General features: G+C 72.3%; 10 protein-coding genes. 2 read left to right on the forward strand and 8 right to left on the reverse strand.

Annotation, left to right across the window (positions count from 1 at the left end):
* The first annotated feature begins 121 nt into the window (after window positions 1-121).
* Window positions 122-916, forward strand: coding sequence for a transcriptional repressor LexA (gene lexA / locus BCL76_RS04655; protein WP_030713361.1), 795 nt, complete (start codon window positions 122-124; stop codon window positions 914-916).
* Between the two features lie 83 nt (window positions 917-999).
* Here the strand turns inward: lexA and BCL76_RS04660 are convergent, their stop codons facing one another.
* The 5 genes from BCL76_RS04660 to BCL76_RS04680 all read right to left on the reverse strand — a co-directional run bounded on the left by BCL76_RS04660 (window position 1,000) and on the right by BCL76_RS04680 (window position 9,545).
* A complete protein-coding gene (locus tag BCL76_RS04660) occupies window positions 1,000-2,970 on the reverse strand; it encodes an ATP-dependent DNA helicase (protein WP_033217429.1) in 1,971 nt (656 codons plus the stop codon).
* Between the two features lie 52 nt (window positions 2,971-3,022).
* Window positions 3,023-4,903: an IucA/IucC family protein gene (locus BCL76_RS04665; RefSeq protein WP_375137879.1), complete on the reverse strand. Its 1,881-nt coding sequence runs from the start codon at window positions 4,901-4,903 to the stop codon at window positions 3,023-3,025.
* A gap of 98 nt (window positions 4,904-5,001) precedes the next feature.
* Window positions 5,002-5,715, reverse strand: coding sequence for a GNAT family N-acetyltransferase (locus tag BCL76_RS04670; RefSeq protein ID WP_258309298.1), 714 nt, complete (start codon window positions 5,713-5,715; stop codon window positions 5,002-5,004).
* Between the two features lie 32 nt (window positions 5,716-5,747).
* Window positions 5,748-8,024 (reverse strand): IucA/IucC family protein, encoded by a 2,277-nt coding sequence (locus BCL76_RS04675; RefSeq protein ID WP_109778199.1) that lies wholly within the window; start codon window positions 8,022-8,024, stop codon window positions 5,748-5,750.
* 21 nt (window positions 8,025-8,045) lie between these two features.
* Window positions 8,046-9,545 (reverse strand): diaminobutyrate--2-oxoglutarate transaminase family protein, encoded by a 1,500-nt coding sequence (locus tag BCL76_RS04680; protein ID WP_375137880.1) that lies wholly within the window; start codon window positions 9,543-9,545, stop codon window positions 8,046-8,048.
* Window positions 9,546-9,735: 190 nt separating this feature from the next.
* Here BCL76_RS04680 and BCL76_RS04685 point away from each other — a divergent pair, with 190 nt between their 5' ends.
* The gene (locus BCL76_RS04685) at window positions 9,736-10,905 is read left to right on the forward strand and encodes a trypsin-like serine peptidase (RefSeq protein ID WP_109778200.1); all 1,170 of its coding nucleotides are present in this window, start codon (window positions 9,736-9,738) and stop codon (window positions 10,903-10,905) included.
* Window positions 10,906-11,000: 95 nt separating this feature from the next.
* Here BCL76_RS04685 and hflX read toward each other — a convergent pair whose 3' ends face one another.
* From hflX to BCL76_RS04700, 3 genes are all read right to left on the reverse strand, one after another.
* The gene (gene hflX, locus BCL76_RS04690; protein ID WP_109778201.1) at window positions 11,001-12,515 is read right to left on the reverse strand and encodes a GTPase HflX; all 1,515 of its coding nucleotides are present in this window, start codon (window positions 12,513-12,515) and stop codon (window positions 11,001-11,003) included.
* Between the two features lie 204 nt (window positions 12,516-12,719).
* A complete protein-coding gene (locus BCL76_RS04695; RefSeq protein ID WP_109778202.1) occupies window positions 12,720-14,180 on the reverse strand; it encodes a M1 family metallopeptidase in 1,461 nt (486 codons plus the stop codon).
* Window positions 14,181-14,322: 142 nt separating this feature from the next.
* Window positions 14,323-16,404, reverse strand: a complete 2,082-nt coding sequence (locus BCL76_RS04700) for a RelA/SpoT family protein (RefSeq protein ID WP_109778203.1) — start codon at window positions 16,402-16,404, stop codon at window positions 14,323-14,325.
* Between the last annotated feature and the right edge of the window lie 50 nt (window positions 16,405-16,454).

Below are 16,454 nucleotides of genomic sequence, written 5' to 3' on the forward strand. Positions count from 1 at the left end.
CACCTCTTGATATGCACACGCGGGACGATCTCCGATTTTTCACTCGAACGTGTGTTTGGCGCAACCTTTCGAAAGCTACTACCGTTGTCCAGCTAGGGAGAACATTTCGAGAGGGGCCGACGTGACCACCACCGCAGACAGTGCCGCCATCACTGCCCAGAACCGCTCCCAGAGCCGACTCGAGCCGGTGCATGCCATGAACGACGCAAACCTGAACCCGGATGCGGAGCCCGTAGTACGCCCCGCACGCTCGCTGCCAGGTCGACCTCCAGGCATCCGCGCCGACAGCTCCGGACTCACGGACCGGCAGCGGAGGGTCATCGAGGTCATTCGCGATTCCGTGCAGCGTCGCGGTTACCCGCCGTCGATGCGGGAGATCGGCCAGGCGGTCGGCCTGTCCAGCACCTCCTCCGTCGCACATCAGCTGATGGCCCTGGAGCGCAAGGGCTTCCTGCGCCGTGACCCGCACCGCCCGCGGGCCTACGAGGTGCGCGGCTCCGACCAGCCGAGCTCGCAGCCCACGGACACCACCGGCAAGCCCGCCGCCTCCTACGTTCCCCTGGTCGGCCGGATCGCGGCCGGCGGACCGATCCTCGCCGAGGAGTCGGTCGAGGACGTCTTCCCGCTCCCCCGCCAGCTGGTCGGTGACGGCGAACTCTTCGTCCTCAAGGTCGTCGGCGACTCGATGATCGAAGCCGCCATCTGTGACGGTGACTGGGTCACGGTACGTCGCCAGCCCGTCGCGGAGAATGGCGACATCGTCGCCGCGATGCTCGACGGCGAGGCCACGGTCAAGCGATTCAAGCGCGAGGACGGCCATGTCTGGCTCCTCCCGCACAACGCCGCCTACCAGCCGATTCCCGGCGACGAGGCGACCATCCTCGGCAAGGTCGTCGCGGTACTGCGTCGGGTCTGACCCCCGCCGCCCCTATTCAGCCCCCGGAACCCACTGCGCCGGTTCCGGGGGTTGTTCATGCCCCGGAACCGGCGGGGACGGGACTACTTTCCGTCGGCCTTGGCCGTCGCGTCGATCGCCGCCAGGGAACGACGGGCCTGATTGCGGTCCGTGGTGTACCAGAAGTCGGGCAGCGTGGCCCGCAGGAAGCTCCCGTACCGGGCCGTCGCCAGCCGGGGGTCGAGAACCGCGACGACACCCCGGTCGCCCGAGGCCCGTACGAGACGGCCCGCGCCCTGAGCCATCAGCAGCGCGGCGTGCGTGGCCGCGACGGCCATGAAGCCGTTGCCTCCGTGCTCTTCGACCGACTTCTGGCGCGCGCTCATCAGCGGGTCGTCGGGGCGCGGGAAGGGGATCCTGTCCATGACGACGAGCTGGCAGCTGGGGCCGGGCACGTCCACGCCCTGCCAGAGCGAGAGCGTCCCGAACAGGCAGGTCTTCGGGTCGGCGGCGAAGGACTTGATCAGCTCGCCGAGCGTTTCCTCGCCCTGGAGCAGGATCGGGTTGTCGAGCCGGCCGCGCAGCTCCTCGGCGGCCGCCTTGGCGCCGCGCATCGAGGAGAAGAGACCGAGGGTGCGGCCGCCGGCCGCCTCGATCAGCTCGGCGAGCTCGTCCATCATGTCGCCGCGGGTTCCCTCGCGGCCCGGCGTGGCCAGGTGCTTGGCGACGTAGAGGATGCCCTGCTTCGGGTAGTCGAAGGGAGAGCCGACGTCGAGGCCGCGCCAGACGGGTACGTCGTCCCCTTCGACCCCCTCGGCGGACAGGCCGAGGGAGGCCGCGACCCCGTTGAAGTCGCCGCCCAGCTTGAGGGTGGCGGAGGTGAGGACCACGGAGCGGTCCTCGAACAGCTTCTCGCGCAGCAGGCCGGAGACCGACAGGGGGGCGACCCGGAGGGTGGCGCCGAAGCGGTCGTGGCGCTCGTACCAGACGACGTCGTACTCGGAGCCGTTGGTGATCCGCTCCGCCACCCCGTGGATGCTCTCCACGGCGGCCAGTGCCTGCTTGCGTACCGCGTCCTCGTCGTGGACTGACTTGTCCCTGGTCGCCCCGATCGCCGAGATCACATTGCGCGCGGAGTCCCGCAGGGACATCAGCGCGTAGCCGAGGTCCTCGGGGATCTGCTCCAGCCGGCCGGGGAGCGCCAGCTCCATGACCCGCTCGAACGTTTCGGAGGCGGTCTGCAGGGCGTCCGCAGTCTTCTCGTCGACCAGCTTGGCGGCACGCTTCACGGCTCGGTTGACCTGGCCCGGGGTGAGTTCGCCGGTGGCGACCCCGGTGACCCGGGAGACCAGCTCGTGGGCCTCGTCCACGATCAGCACCTCGTGCTGCGGCAGCACCGGGGCGCCCTCGATGGCGTCGATGGCGAGCAGGGCGTGATTGGTGACGACCACGTCCGCGAGCTTGGCCCGCTCACGGGCGGCCTCCGCGAAGCACTCGGCACCGTACGCGCACTTCGTCGCGCCCAGGCACTCGCGGGAGGAGACGGAGATCTGCGACCAGGCCTTGTCCGAGACGCCCGGGGTCAGGTCGTCGCGGTCACCGGTCTCGGTCTCGTCCGCCCAGTCGCGCATGCGCAGCAGGTCCTGGCCGAGCTTGCTGGTGGGTGCGGCCGCCTCGAACTGGTCGAAGAGGCCGTCCTCCTCGTCCTGCGGAGCGCCCTCGTGCAGGCGGTGCAGACAGAGGTAGTTGGACCGGCCCTTGAGCATGGCGAACTGCGGGCGGCGGCGCAGCTGCGGGTGCAGTGCCTCCACCGTCCGTGGCAGATCGCGCTCGACGAGCTGCCGCTGGAGGGCGAGGGTCGCCGTGGCGACGACCACGCGCTCGCCGTGGGCGAGGGCCGGCACCAGATATCCGAGGGACTTACCGGTGCCGGTACCGGCCTGGATCAGGCGGTGGGAGTTGTCGTCGATCGCTTCGGCGACGGCTTCGGCCATGGCCACCTGGCCGGGGCGCTCCGTGCCGCCGACGGCGGAGACGGCGGCGTGCAGCAGGTCGGGGAGGGAGGGCTTCGTCATAGCACTGCCAACCCTACGGGGCGGCACCGACAGTGGGCGCACCGGCGAGCAATCATGGCCGGTACAGAGGGTTGGGTACGGTGCCGTGCTGCACGGCGTGCGGGCGGTCGGGACGGTCCCGGTACCCGTCCTCGTAGAGCCGGTTCCGGTTCAGGCAGAGCCGTCCGATGCGTTCGCCGAGCAGGTCGAAGAGCTCGTGGCGGTCCTTGAGCTCCGGGAAGCGGGCCTGGTGGCGCAGGATCTCCGCCCGTACGAGGGACCAGAACTCGCTCTCCGGGACGCCGAGGCCGTCCTCGCACAGGGCCGAGAGGTAGCGGAAGACGCCGACGAAGAGCCCGGAGTGGATGAACTGGGGCAGGAAGTCCGCGGGCTCGGTGAGCAGCACCGCCCGGACCTCGTCGGGCAGGGACTCCAGCTCGGGCAGCGGTTCGTCGGTGATGTTCACGTCGTCCACGAAATCCTTGACGGCGAGCCGGACGGGGACGTCGTGCTCGTCGAAGATCACGATGGTGTTCTCGCCGTGCGGGGAGAACACGGTGCCGTATCGGTAGAGGAAGTGGAGCAGCGGGGGCAGCAGGGCGTCGAAGAGGTGCTGCAGCCAGACGGCGGGGCTCAGCCCGGACCGGGCGACGAGTTCGGCGGTGAAGGACCGGCCGCGCGGGTCGGTGTGGAGGAGCGAGGCGAGGGTGCGGGCACGCTCGCCCGGCGCCAGCAGACCGGTGAGGGGCTCGCGCCAGATCGCGCCGAGGAGCTCCTTGTACTGGTACGGGACCTCGGGGAGCTCGTCGTACACGGGGTGACGGACGGTGACGGAGGCGACCTCGCCGAGCAGGACGACCCGGCACTCGTCCCGGAGGAAGGGGTCGCCGTCGCGGAGGGAGTGGATCCAGGCGGTGACGGCGGGGGCCGCGAGCGCGAGGTCGGACGGCAGTCCGCGCCAGACCATGGTGTTGAAGACGGAGAGCGGGAGTTTGACGCTGTGCCGGTCGGGGCGGCTGAGGTTGAGGAAGGTGCGGACGGACTGCTGCGGGATGCGTACGTCTGGGTCGGCGGGGAGCGGTACCAGGGCACCGGAGGCGAGCGCGGGCGCGAAGAGCGGGAGGACGACCTCGTCCCATTGCCAGGGGTGGACCGGGAGGTAGAGGTAGTGGAGCGGGTCGAGGCCGCGGTCGCGCAGACACCGGTCGAAGGTGGCCCGGGTGACGGGGCCGAGCTCGGCGGTGTAGAGGCGGGCGGGATCCTCCAGGCCGGCGGTCCCCCGGTAGGCGGCGAGCGAGGTGTGGGCGGCGAGCCAGGGCAACCGCTGGCGGGTGCGCGCCTCGGGGGCCCAGGCTGCGGTGTCGGAGGCGGAGAGTCCGATGCGGCCCTTGTTGGGGACGAGCCAGGGGTGGCCGGTCTGGTGACCTTCGAGGGCGGCGTAGTCGAGGTCGGCGAGGACGTCGGCGGTGAGCGCGGTGTGGTCGAGCCGGGCGTCGGCGGTGAGCTCGCGGACGAGGTGACCGAGGGTGGGACCGTCGAGGCCGAGGAGGGTACGGGCCCGGATGAGGAAGGCGTACGGGTCCCCGAAGGCGGTCGGGCTGCCGAGGTCGCCGGGCTCGGTCGGTGCGGGCGGTGAGGTCGGCTCGGGTGCCGGTGGGGTGAGGGTGATCGTGTCCGGAGTGACGTGCCAGCTGCCGTACGAGCGGCGGCGGGCACGGAAGCCGAGGCTGCTGCCGTCGTCGAGGGCCAGCGTCCAGGCGTCTCCCGAGGCGGCCGGTGCGGGGACTGGACGGATGATCTCCTCGTAGGCGAATTCGCCGAGCATCTTGGCGAGCAGCCGACGGGCGGCGAAGTCCCAGGTCGCGCGGGTGAGTTCGGGCGGGGTGCAGGGATGCTGGGGCGACGGTGGCACGGCGGGGTCGGCCGCGTCGGGGGCTACGGGGAAGTTCGGCACGGGACTCCTCGGAGGTCGGGAACTTTGCTTCGTCACGCAGAGTTATCGAAGGGAGAGGTGCGAGCTACCGACGACGGTCGGGGTTTGCGGGGCGGCACTCAGAGGAGATTGCGCAGCACCCGCTCCCGGATCATCAGGGCGGCCCGCTTCTCGGGAAGGTCGATTTCCGCGGAGCAGCGGAAACCGGAGCTCAGGAAGGCCGATACGGAGGGGGTGTTGCGGATGTCCGGTTCCGCGACGACGCGTGTGCAGCGGGGGCGGTTGCCGAGGACCAGGTCGGCGACGGCGCGTAGCAGAGCTGTTCCCAGTCCGCGCCCGCGGTTCGTGCCGTCTCCGATGAGCAGGTGGATACCCATGTCGTGGGGGCGCGCCGGGTAGTGACCGGAGAGCGGGTCGAGGTCGGCCCGGTAGATCTCCCAGTAGCTCATCGGTGTGCCGTCGAGGAGGCCGAGGCAGGGGATGCTGCGGCCGTCGCCGTCGAGCTGGGCCCGTAGGTGGGCGGCGGTGATCGCGGCGGGGCCGGCGAGCTCCCAGTAGGCGGCCACTTCGGGATCGTTCATCCATCCGGTGAGCAGGTCCAGGTCCCGGCCGGGCCGCACGGGTTCGAGGCGGAAATTTCCGGCGGGTGTGGTGACGCTGCCCCAGATGGCGGGGGAATCGAGCAGGTCGGCCTCGGCGAGCAGGGGCAACAGGTCCACGTCGAGGCGTTGTTCGCGCATGGTGCCGGTGCCTTCGACGAAGCCTGTGGCAGAGCGGATGTCGTGGGCGGATCCGGCCGCCGGAGCTGCGGCCGGGGTGTCGGTGGAGGGCATCGGGGGCTCTTCTCCGCGTCGGCGCCGACGCGTCAATCGTGAAGGGGGTTGGTGATGGTGACGTAGACGGACTGGGTGTCGACGGGGCCGACCAGCTCGTCGAGACCGCCCAGGCGGGTGAGCAGATTCGCCTTGCAGCGCAGGGTGGGCGAGTCGAGCAGCCGCGCGGGGAGCGGGCCGAGGCCCGCGGACTTGGCGAGGAAGCGGCGGAAGGCGGCGAGGAGCACGCGTTCGTCCGCGAGGCGCTGGGACCCGAAGGCACCGATGAGGCCGAGCACGTTGTTGATGCCGAGGTAGTAGGCGAAGCGTTCGTCGGTGACGGCGTCGGAGACGAAGGTGTCGCTGGCGCTTCCGATGCCGGGGAGCCGGTGCTCCAGTTCCGCGCGGCGGGATTCGCGGAAGTAGTAGCCCTGGTTGTCGCGGTAGCGGCCGCCGATCGGCCAGCCTGCCGGGTCGAGGAGCACGAGGGTGTTCTGCTGGTGCGCTTCGAGGGCGATGCCGGCGAGCGCGTCGAAGGCGAGGACCGGCAGGACCACGTGGTCGAGGTAGCGCAGGAACCACTCGGCGGCGACGGCGGACGTGGTGTGGCCGGTGGCGGTGGCGAGGCCGGTGACGAGTTCGGCGAGGCGCGAGCTCATCGTGGTTCGGCCGGGCCAGGGGCGGGGAGCGGTGAGTGCGGCGATGCAGACGGGGTCGTCGCCCGAGCGGAAGGGGTTGTGGCGCAGCAGGGCGTCGAGTCCGGGTACGGGGGTTCCGTCCGGGGCGTCGACGGCGACCCAGGCGGGGTCGCGGACGATGTCGAAGGCGGGGTGGGAGGCCTGCCACTGCTCGGCGAGGCCGGTGCGGAGCAGCCGGTGCACCTCGACGCCGCGGTGGAGTTCCTTGCGGAGGTTCTCGCGGCGGGAGTTGGTGATGCGCAGGCCCAGGGAGAGCTTGAGCATCGCGGGGGCGCCCGGGCGGTGGACGGTGCGGACGGAGGAGGTGGGGTACCAGGGCTCGCCGTGCGGGCCCAGGTCGTGCAGGAGTCCCGCGTCGCGCAGGGCGGTGACGGCGGGGCGCTGGAGCAGGTCGCGGGCCTGCCAGGGGTGCAGGGGAAGGGGGGTGGTGCCATGGGGCAGCGGGAGCCCGGGGGCGAGCCGGCCGAGGAGCTGCGGGGCGGAGACGGGGCGGCCGCTCTCGGTCCAGGCCGATTCGCTCGCCAGGGCGGCGGGTTCGACCGCGAACCAGTGCAGGGGGAAGGAGCCGTGGAGTTCGGGTGAGTAGCGGCGTACCTCGGCCTCGGAGAGTCCTTCGCGACTCTTCGGGTCCGGCTGGAGGGGGTGGCCGAGCAGGAGTGCCTGTTCGGCGGTGAGGAAGCGGTCCCCGCCGACGGGGGCCGGGGCGGTGGGGCGTTCCCGCCGGTCGGCGATGAATTCGGCGGTACGCCGGACCGAGTCGGCGACGCGGCCGACGAGGTCGGCGGCGCCTCGGCCACCGCTCGTGCCCTCACGGGCGATGAGCGCGGCGATCGTGACGGCGTCGAGGGAGGGCGCGGCGGCCGTGGTGCCTTCGAGGCGGACCGCGCCGAATCGGTGCCAGCCCGCGTGGGACCAGTGGCGGACCGGGACGAGCAGGGCGGTGCCGGAGGCGGGAAGGGGGATGCGCAGGGGCGTTCCGGCAGGGCCGTCGGGGCGGCCGAGACCGGATTCGCGGACCCAGCAGCGGAGCAGGTTCTCGACCGCCGCGGCCTCGGCGGCGACGGCCGGGTCGGGGTGGTTGAGGAGGTCGGGCAGTGTGGTCGGCTCCAGGCGGAGGGGGCTCGTCCATCCGGTACGGGGCCGGGGTGGGATGCCGTCCTTCTGCCGCGGGACGGTGGCCGTCGCCCCGGCGTCGGTGGCGGCCCCGGACCCGGCGGAGGCGGCCGCGGCCGCCTCCGCCGGGGGGAGTTGACCCGGTGCGTCGGGTGCGCCCGCCGGGTCCTGCCGCGGGTGCTCGGGCGTGGCCCCGTCCGGGTAGGGCAGCGTGCGGGCCGGGGCCGGGGTCGGCGCGTCCTCGGCGGGTACGAGCCGGGCCGACGGGCCCACGGCCGGACCCGGGCCCTGCGGCTCGAGCACATCGGGCGTACCGGGCGCACCGGGCAAGGGCGTCGGGGCCGGCGGCTCCGCCGCTTCCCGGAGCCGCGCCGTGGTGCCGGACGGCGATGTCGGCCACCCCGGGGCGACCGCCTCGGGAGCCGAGTGCGCCGGGGCCGGTCCCGGCGCTGGGGCGAGCCGGTCGGGAGACGGCTGCTGGGTCTCCGTGACGGGGGTCGACTGGTGCGGGTCAGGCATCGCGGGTCCTCGGGGTGCGGGTCAGTGGGTCCGGCGGGCGGCGGCCGGGATGGCGTCGGCCAGGCGGTCGAGGACCGCCGCGGCCTGCTCGTCGGTCAGGGTCAGCGGGGGAAGGAGACGGACCACGGCGCCGTGGCGGCCGCCGAGCTCGACGATCAGGCCGCGGTCCAGGCACTCCTGACGGACGGCGGCGGCGAGGGCCGGCGCCGCGACCCCGGTGTCGGGGTCGACCAGTTCGACGCCGATCATCAGGCCCCTGCCCCGTACCTCCCCGATGCAGGGATGGCCACAGGCCAGCCCGCGCAGGGCCGCCAGCATCCGCTCCCCCAGGGCGGCGGCGCGCTCGGCGAGCCGGTTCTCGCGGACGAAGGCGAGCGTGGCGGTACCGGCGGCCATGGCGAGCTGGTTACCGCGGAAGGTGCCGGCGTGCGCGCCGGGGGCCCACACGTCCAGGCCGGCCCGGTACACGATCACCGCGAGCGGCAGGCTCCCGCCGATCGCCTTGGAGAGGACCATGACGTCGGGCACCACCCCGGCGTGGTCGACTCCCCAGAAGGCACCGGTCCTGCCGACGCCCGTCTGCACCTCGTCGGCGATCAGCGGGATACCCCGCGCCGCGGTGATCTCCCGCATCCGGCGCAACCAGCCGTCCGGGGCGGGGATCACCCCGCCCTCGCCCTGCACGGGTTCGACGATCATGCCGGCGGGGGCGGGCACCCCGCCCTTCGGGTCGTCGAGCAGGTTCTCCGTCCAGCGCGCGGAGAGTTCGGCGCCCTCGGGGCCACCGACGCCGAACGGGCAGCGAAGGTCCTGCGGGTAGGGCAGCCGGGTCACCCGTACCCCGGGGGCGCCACCCGAGGCGTCCAGGGCTCCGGCGGTCATGCCGTGGTAGGCCCCGGTGAAGGCGAGCAGCCCGGAGCGACCGGTCGCGGTGCGCACCAGCTTGAGGGCGGCCTCCACGGCGTCCGTGCCGGCCGGTCCGCAGAACTGGATGCGCGCGTCGGCGGCCAGCTCGGGCGGCAGGTTGGCGAACAGCTCGGTGGTGAAGGCGTCCTTGACCGGGGTCGCGAGGTCGAGCACGTGCAGCGGGGCCCCCGAGTCGAGGACACCTCGGATGGCTTCGAGCACCACCGGATGGTTGTGCCCGAGGGCGAGCGTCCCGGCGCCGGAGAGGCAGTCGAGGTAACGCCGCCCGTCCGCGCCCTCGATGGTCAGTCCGCGGGCGCGCACCGGAACGATGGGCAGCGAGCGGGCGTACGTCCGGGCGGCGGACTCCCGCTGCGCCTGCCTGCGCAGGATGCCGTCGGAGGCGACGGAACCCTCCGGCCCGCCGCATACATCCGAATCGTCGGATCCGTCCGGAATCGTCCCCCGACTTCCCTGTGGCGGCACTTGTGGCGGCACTTGTGGAGGCACGTGAGGCGGGATCTCTGTCGCGGCCGCCGCCGCGGCCGGCTCGGTGACAGCCACGAGTGTCGGTCCTCCCGCACTGATTGCTCTTCCGGATTGCATCTCGAACATGAACGCTGCTCCCCCATCCCCCGTACGTACCAACGACGGTGACGGCGAGGGATCACGGGTTGACTCAAGATCCTTGTCCTGTAAGGGGAAGAACCTCAGGAACCGCGGCCCCGGCCTAGGTCGTCCTGGGCCACAGCGGCATAGTGGGGGCCTGCACTCCACTCCTCGAACTCCCAGGGGGACGAACGACATGCGATCGAACCGACCGGTCACCGCGATTCTGTGCGCGGCCACGCTCGCGCTGACCGCGGGTGCCTGCGGCCCCGGCGACGGGGAGGCCGGCGGCGACGCCAAGCCGACCGTGGCGGCGAGCCTGCCGGGCCAGGACGGGATAAAAATCCCCGACCAGCTCAAGGACAAGCTCAAGGAGCACGGCATCGACCTGGAGAAGTGGAAGGGGGGTGAGTGGAAGAACTGGAAGCGGGAGGACTGGCTCCGCGAGGCGGGCGACTACATCAACCCGGTCATCGAGGGCCTGTGGGACCCGGACCGCATGCGTGACGCCGAGCAGCCGCAGCGCCCGGCCGTCGACCCCGACGCGGGCAAGGACCAGGGCGTCACCGACCCGACCCCGGTACCGGTGGCGGCCAAGCAGGCCAACCCGCCCTACCACACGAGCGTTCCGGCGGCCGGCAAGGTGTTCTTCGACGGCCCCGAGGGCTCGATGGTCTGCTCGGCCACCGTGGTCAAGGACCCCGCCCACCCCGGCAAGTCGAACATGGTCTGGACCGCGGGCCACTGCGTGCACGCGGGCAAGGCCGGCGGCTGGTACCGCAACATCGCCTTCGTCCCCTCCTACAACAACGCGGGCAAGCAGGCGGCTCAGCTCAAGGGCGCGCCCCGCGAGACGGTCGCCCCGTTCGGCGTCTGGTGGAGCGACTGGGCGCAGACCTCCGACCAGTGGATCGCGGGCGGCGGTCCGACCGGTGGCGCGGGTGCCCCGTACGACTTCGCGGTGCTGCACGTGACGCCCGAGAAGGGCAGCACCAAGTCCCTGGAGGAGGTCGTCGGTTCGGCACTCCCGGTGGAGTTCAACGCGCAGGCCGTGCAGAAGGTCGGAAGCATCACGGCGACGGGCTATCCGGCGGCGGCGCCCTTCGACGGCCAGCGCGCCTTCCAGTGCACGGACCGGCCGGGCCGGCTGTCCCTGAACGCGAACGACCCGGTGATGTACCGCATCGGCTGCACCATGACCGGCGGTTCCTCCGGTGGTGGCTGGGTCTCGGCAGGCTCCGACGGCAAGCCGGCGCTCGTGTCGAACACCTCGATCGGGCCGGCCAAGGCGGGCTGGCTGGCCGGACCCCGGCTGGGTCCGGAGGCGAAGGGCATCTTCGACGCCGTCAGCCGCAAGTTCAAGTAGTCCATGTAGTCCACGTAGCGGCTGAGGCCCTCCTGCACCGCAGGGGGGCCTCAGCCGTCACACCGTCACGCCGTCACACCGTCCGGCACGCTCGCTCAGTGCTTCGCGAGCGCGTACGGCGCAAGGTCCGCCGCCAGTTCCTGGTGGACCCGCGCCTTGAGCAGGGTGCCGTCCGCGGTGTGCTCCTCGGAGATCACCTCGCCCTCGGCGTGCGCCTTGGCGACCAGCGAGCCGCGCGTGTACGGCACCATGGCCTCCACCTCGACCTCGGGGCGCGGCAGCTCGGAGTCGATGAGCGCGAGGAGTTCCTCGATGCCCAGGCCCGTCCGCGCCGAGACGGCGATGGAGTGCCGCTCGATCCGCAGCAGCCGCTGCAGGACGAGCGGATCCGCGGCGTCCGCCTTGTTGATCACGACGATCTCGGGCACGTTCACCGCGCCGACCTCGCGGATCACCTCGCGCACGGCCGCCAGCTGCTCCTCCGGTGCCGGGTGCGAACCGTCCACGATGTGCAGGATCAGGTCGGAGTCCCCGACCTCCTCCATCGTGGAGCGGAAGGCCTCGACCAGGTGGTGGGGCAGGTGCCGGACGAAGCCGACGGTGTCGGCCAGGGTGTAGACCCGGCCGCTCGGCGTCTCGGCCCGGCGCACGGTCGGGTCGAGGGTGGCGAACAGCGCGTTCTCCACCAGTACGCCCGCGCCCGTGAGGCGGTTGAGCAGCGAGGACTTGCCCGCGTTGGTGTAACCGGCGATGGCGACCGAGGGCACCTTGTTGCGACGCCGTTCCTGCCGCTTGATGTCACGGCCGGTCTTCATCTCCGCGATCTCCCGGCGCATCTTCGCCATCTTCTCGCGGATCCGGCGCCGGTCGGTCTCGATCTTGGTCTCACCGGGGCCTCGGGTGGCCATGCCGCCACCGCCGCCGCCACCCATCTGACGGGACAGCGAGGCACCCCAGCCACGCAGTCGCGGCAGCATGTACTGCATCTGCGCGAGCGCGACCTGCGCCTTGCCCTCTCGGGACTTGGCGTGCTGGGCGAAGATGTCGAGGATCAAGGCGGTCCGGTCGACCACCTTCACCTTGACGACGTCTTCGAGAGCGATGAGCTGGCCGGGGCTGAGCTCGCCGTCGCAGACGACGGTGTCCGCCCCGCTCTCCATGACGATGTCGCGCAGCTCGCGGGCCTTGCCGGAACCGATGAAGGTGGCCGGGTCGGGCTTGTCGCGGCGCTGCATCACGCCGTCGAGGACGAGGGCGCCCGCGGTCTCGGCGAGGGCGGCGAGCTCCGCGAGGGAGTTCTCCGCGTCCTGCACCGTTCCGGAGGTCCAGACACCGACGAGAACCACGCGCTCCAGGCGGAGCTGGCGGTACTCGACCTCGGTGACGTCCTCGAGCTCGGTGGAGAGACCGGCGACGCGGCGCAGGGCCGCGCGCTCGGAGCGGTCGAACTGGTCGCCGTCCCGCTCTCCGTCGATCTCGTGGCTCCAGGCGACGTCCTCTTCCATCAGGGCATCGGCCCGAAGGCTCTCGGTGAAGCTCTGCGGGTCCCGCGCATCCTGTGCGTCCTGTGCGTCCCGCGCGTCCTGGGAAGGGGAAGAAGAGGAGGTCATTGGATCCTTACGTCGATTCGAATAGCAGTGTCACGTTAACTGTCACGTCCAACGTGTCACACCGCCGGGGGATTCCCCGCGCGGCCCCGTCGATGGTGACATGCCCGTTCCTCACCGGTCACACCCTTTATTGGGCGCTCCGACCCGCCGCGGCCCCACCGGAGGCCGCGGCGGGGCCGAGTCCGCGGCCGTCGCGGGCGGCGCTCAGGACGCCTTGCCCGGCGCCGCGGCCGCCTTGCCGCTCCACTCCGGGTGCCCCGGCATCGGCGGGGTCGTGGTCCCGTACAGCCAGGGCTCCAGGAAGGCCGCCAGGTCGCGGCCCGCCTCCTGCGAGGCCAGGCGGACGAAGTCGGCCGTCCCCGCGATCCCGTCCCGGTTCTCCGCGACCCAGCGCCGCTCGATCCGGTCGAAGGCCTCGGCGCCGATCTCCTGCCGCAGGGCGTAGAGGATCAGCGCGGACCCGTCGTAGACCACCGGCCGGAACAGCCCGATCTTCTCTCCGGCCGCGGCGGCCTTCGGGGCGGCCGGCGGGCCGCCCGCCGCCCGCCACTGGTCGGAGCGCTGGTACGCCTCGCGCATGCGCCGCTCCAGGGAGTACTTGCCGAGCCCGTCCGCGTAGAGGGCCTCGTACCAGGTGGCGTGTCCCTCGTTGAGCCACAGGTCGGACCAGGTCCGCGGGGTGACGCTGTCGCCGAACCACTGGTGGGCGAGTTCGTGGACCATCACGGACTCGACGTACCAGTCGGGGTAGCCCTCACCCGCGAACAGGTTGCTCTCGAAGAGCGAGAGCGTCTGCGTCTCCAGCTCGAAGCCGGTCGTGGCCCGCGCGATCAGCACCCCGTAGTTCTCGAAGGGGTAGCGGCCGACCCGCTCCTCCATCCACTCGATGTGGCCCGCGGTCTTCTTCAGCCAGGGGTCCAGGCGCTCCCGGTCCTGGGCGGGCACCACGTCGCGCAGCGGCAGCCCGTGCGGGCCGGTGCCGTGCACGACCGCGGAACGGCCCACGGAGACCTGGGCCAGCTCGGTGGCCATCGGGTGCCGGGTCCGGTACGTCCAGGTCGTCGTGGGTCCGAGCCGTACGGCGGGGGCGACCGATTCCCCGTTGGCGACGGCCGTGAGCCCGGCCGGTGCGGTGATCCGGAAGGTGAAGAGCGCCTTGTCGGCGGGGTGGTCGTTGCAGGGGAAGACCCGGTGGGCGGCGTCCGCCTGGTTGGCCATGGCCAGGCCGTCCTCCGTGGGCACCCAGCCGCCGTCCCCGCGGCCGCGCGGGTCGCTGGTGTGCCGGATGGTGATGCGCAGCGGCATGCGCTCCGCCACCGGGCGCGCGGGAGTGAGCACGAGGTCCTCCCCCGCGCTCTCGAACCGCGCCGGCTCCCCGTTGACCTCGGCGGACGCCACCTTGCCGTGGGTGAAGTCCAGGTTGATGCGCTCCAGCCGCTCCAGGGCGCGGGCGTCGATGACGGTGACGGCGTCGAGCGGGGTCAGGTTGTCCTTGTAGGCGAAGGACAGGTCGTACGAGAGCACGTCGTACCCGGGGTTCCCGAGCTCCGGGAAGAGCCGGTCGCCGATGCCCAGGGGCGTCGGCGGGGGCAGGACGGCGGCGACGAGGGTGAGGGAGGCCGCGGCGAGCAGGGCGGCGCGCAGGCGCGGGGAGGAGAGCTGCATCCACCACCGCTTACCAGCGCCCGCCACACGGCTGCGAACGACGCGCGACGGGTCCACCCGAACGGGGCCGTCCGGAGCCGTCCCGGCCTACGTCCGGACCCGACGGGCACCCGACGGGCACCGACGACCGACCGGCCGGTGGCTACACCCGGCTGACGTCGTACACGCCCGGCACGTCGCGCATCGCCCGCATCAGCGCGGGCAACCCGGCGGCGTCGGGCAGCTGCAGGGTGTAGCTGTGCCGGACCCGCTGCTCGACGGGCGGTTCCACGGTCGCGGAGACCACCTCGACCCCCTCGCGGGCGATGGCCTCGGTCAGATCGGCCAGTAGATGCGGGCGGCCGAACGATTCAGCGCGCAGGGTGACCCGGCAGTCCGCCGTGGCCCGCCAGTGCACGGCGACGGAGGTACGCCCCACGGCACGCATCTGCGCCACCGCCGCGCAGTGGATGCGGTGCACGGTGACGGCCCCGCCGCGGACCAGGAAGCCGGCGACGGCGTCCGGCGGCACCGGGGTGCAGCACCCGGCGAGTCGCACGGTGGCGTCCGGCAGGTCGGCGACGGCGTTGCCCCCGCCACCGCGGGCGCCGACCACCGACAGCGGTGCCCGGGCGGCCGAGGTCGTGGCCATGGCCCGGTCGGGGTGGGCTTCGAGCCAGCTGCTGATGGCGATCCGGGCCGCCGGGGTCCGGGCGTGGTCCAACCACTCGGCGGCGGGTCCTGAGGAGGCGTCCTGCGCGAGCAGCAGCTGGACGGTGTCCCCGTCGGACAGCGGGGAGGACAGGGAGGTGAGGCGCCCGTTGACCCGGGCGCCGATACAGCCGTGGGCCTCCGCGCCGTGCTGCGCGTAGGCGGCGTCGATACAGCTGGCGCCGGCGGGCAGGCCCAGCGTCCCGCCGTCGGCCCGGAACACGGTGATCTCCCGGTCCTGGGCCAGCTCCGCCCGGAGCACGGTCCAGAAGGTGTCCGGATCGGGTGCGGACTGCTGCCAGTCGAGGAGCCGGGACAGCCAGCCGGGCCGCGTGGGGTCCACGCGCTCCTCGTCCGGGTCGGTGGCGGCGTCGGGGGTCGCGGTGGCGTACGGATTGCCGAGGGCGACCACGCCGGCCTCGGCGACGCGGTGCATCTGCCGGGTCCGCACGATGACCTCGGCCACGTAGCCCTCGGGCGTGGCAACGGCGGTGTGCAGCGACTGGTAGAGGTTGAACTTCGGGCTGGCGATGAAGTCCTTGAACTCCGAGACGACCGGGGTGAAGCAGGTGTGCAGCTCGCCGAGCACGGCGTAGCAGTCGGCGTTCTCGCCGACGAGGACGAGGATGCGGCCGAAGTCGGAGCCGCGTAGCTCGCCGCGGGTGCGAGCGATGCGGTGCACGGAGACGAAGTGCCGCGGTCGTACCTGTACTTCGGCGCCGATCCCGGCCTCGCGCAGGACACCGCGTACGGAGTCGGCGATGGCGGGGAGCGGGTCGCGTTCGCCGGCGTGGGCGGCGATGAGCGCGCGGGTGCTCTCGTACTCCTCGGGGTGCAGGATCGCGAAGACGAGGTCTTCCAGCTCGGTCTTGAGGGCCTGGACGCCGAGTCGTTCGGCGAGCGGGATGAGCACGTCGCGGGTGACCTTGGCGATGCGGGCCTGCTTCTCGGGGCGCATCACGCCCAGGGTGCGCATGTTGTGCAGCCGGTCGGCGAGTTTGATGGACATGACGCGGACGTCGTTGCCGGTGGCGACGAGCATCTTGCGGAAGGTCTCGGGTTCGGCGGCGGCGCCGTAGTCGATCTTCTCCACCTTGGTGACGCCGTCGACGATGAAGCACACCTCGTCGCCGAACTCCGCCCGGACCTGATCGAGGGTCACGTCCGTGTCCTCGACGGTGTCGTGGAGCAGAGAGGCCGTCAAGGTGGTGGTCTCGGCGCCCAGTTCGGCGAGGATGAGGGTAACGGCGAGCGGATGTGTGATGTACGGCTCACCACTTTTTCGCATCTGGCCGCGGTGCGAGGTCTCCGCGAGGAGATACGCGCGGCGCAGAATGGACAAATCGGCGTCCGGATGGTGGGCGCGGTGCGCCTCCGCCACGTGGCCGATGGCGTCCGGAAGCCGGTCCCGCGACGTCGGCCCGAGCAGGGCCGCACGCCCGAGGCGGCGCAGATCGAGCCTGGTCCGCCCCCGTCTGCGGAGCTCAGGGCGCGCTTCGGGGTGTGCTTCGGGGTTCGTGGCCTCTGCACTCATGGGCACCTCCGGCGGCTTCGACCGGCGGTGGTGGGCATGGGGTGAGCCCT

This window comes from Streptomyces sp. CG 926 (assembly GCF_003148825.1).
Lineage (GTDB): Bacteria > Actinomycetota > Actinomycetes > Streptomycetales > Streptomycetaceae > Streptomyces.

Coding starts and splice junctions, on each gene's coding strand:
- BCL76_RS04670 (WP_258309298.1), bottom strand. CDS start 5,715: ATGCCCTCCACCGACACCCCGGCCGCAGCTCCGGCGGCCGGATCCGCC.
- BCL76_RS04675 (WP_109778199.1), bottom strand. CDS start 8,024: ATGCCTGACCCGCACCAGTCGACCCCCGTCACGGAGACCCAGCAGCCG.
- BCL76_RS04695 (WP_109778202.1), bottom strand. CDS start 14,180: ATGCAGCTCTCCTCCCCGCGCCTGCGCGCCGCCCTGCTCGCCGCGGCC.
- BCL76_RS04660 (WP_033217429.1), bottom strand. CDS start 2,970: ATGACGAAGCCCTCCCTCCCCGACCTGCTGCACGCCGCCGTCTCCGCC.
- BCL76_RS04700 (WP_109778203.1), bottom strand. CDS start 16,404: ATGAGTGCAGAGGCCACGAACCCCGAAGCACACCCCGAAGCGCGCCCT.
- BCL76_RS04680 (WP_375137880.1), bottom strand. CDS start 9,545: ATGTTCGAGATGCAATCCGGAAGAGCAATCAGTGCGGGAGGACCGACA.
- hflX (WP_109778201.1), bottom strand. CDS start 12,515: ATGACCTCCTCTTCTTCCCCTTCCCAGGACGCGCGGGACGCACAGGAC.
- BCL76_RS04685 (WP_109778200.1), top strand. CDS start 9,736: ATGCGATCGAACCGACCGGTCACCGCGATTCTGTGCGCGGCCACGCTC.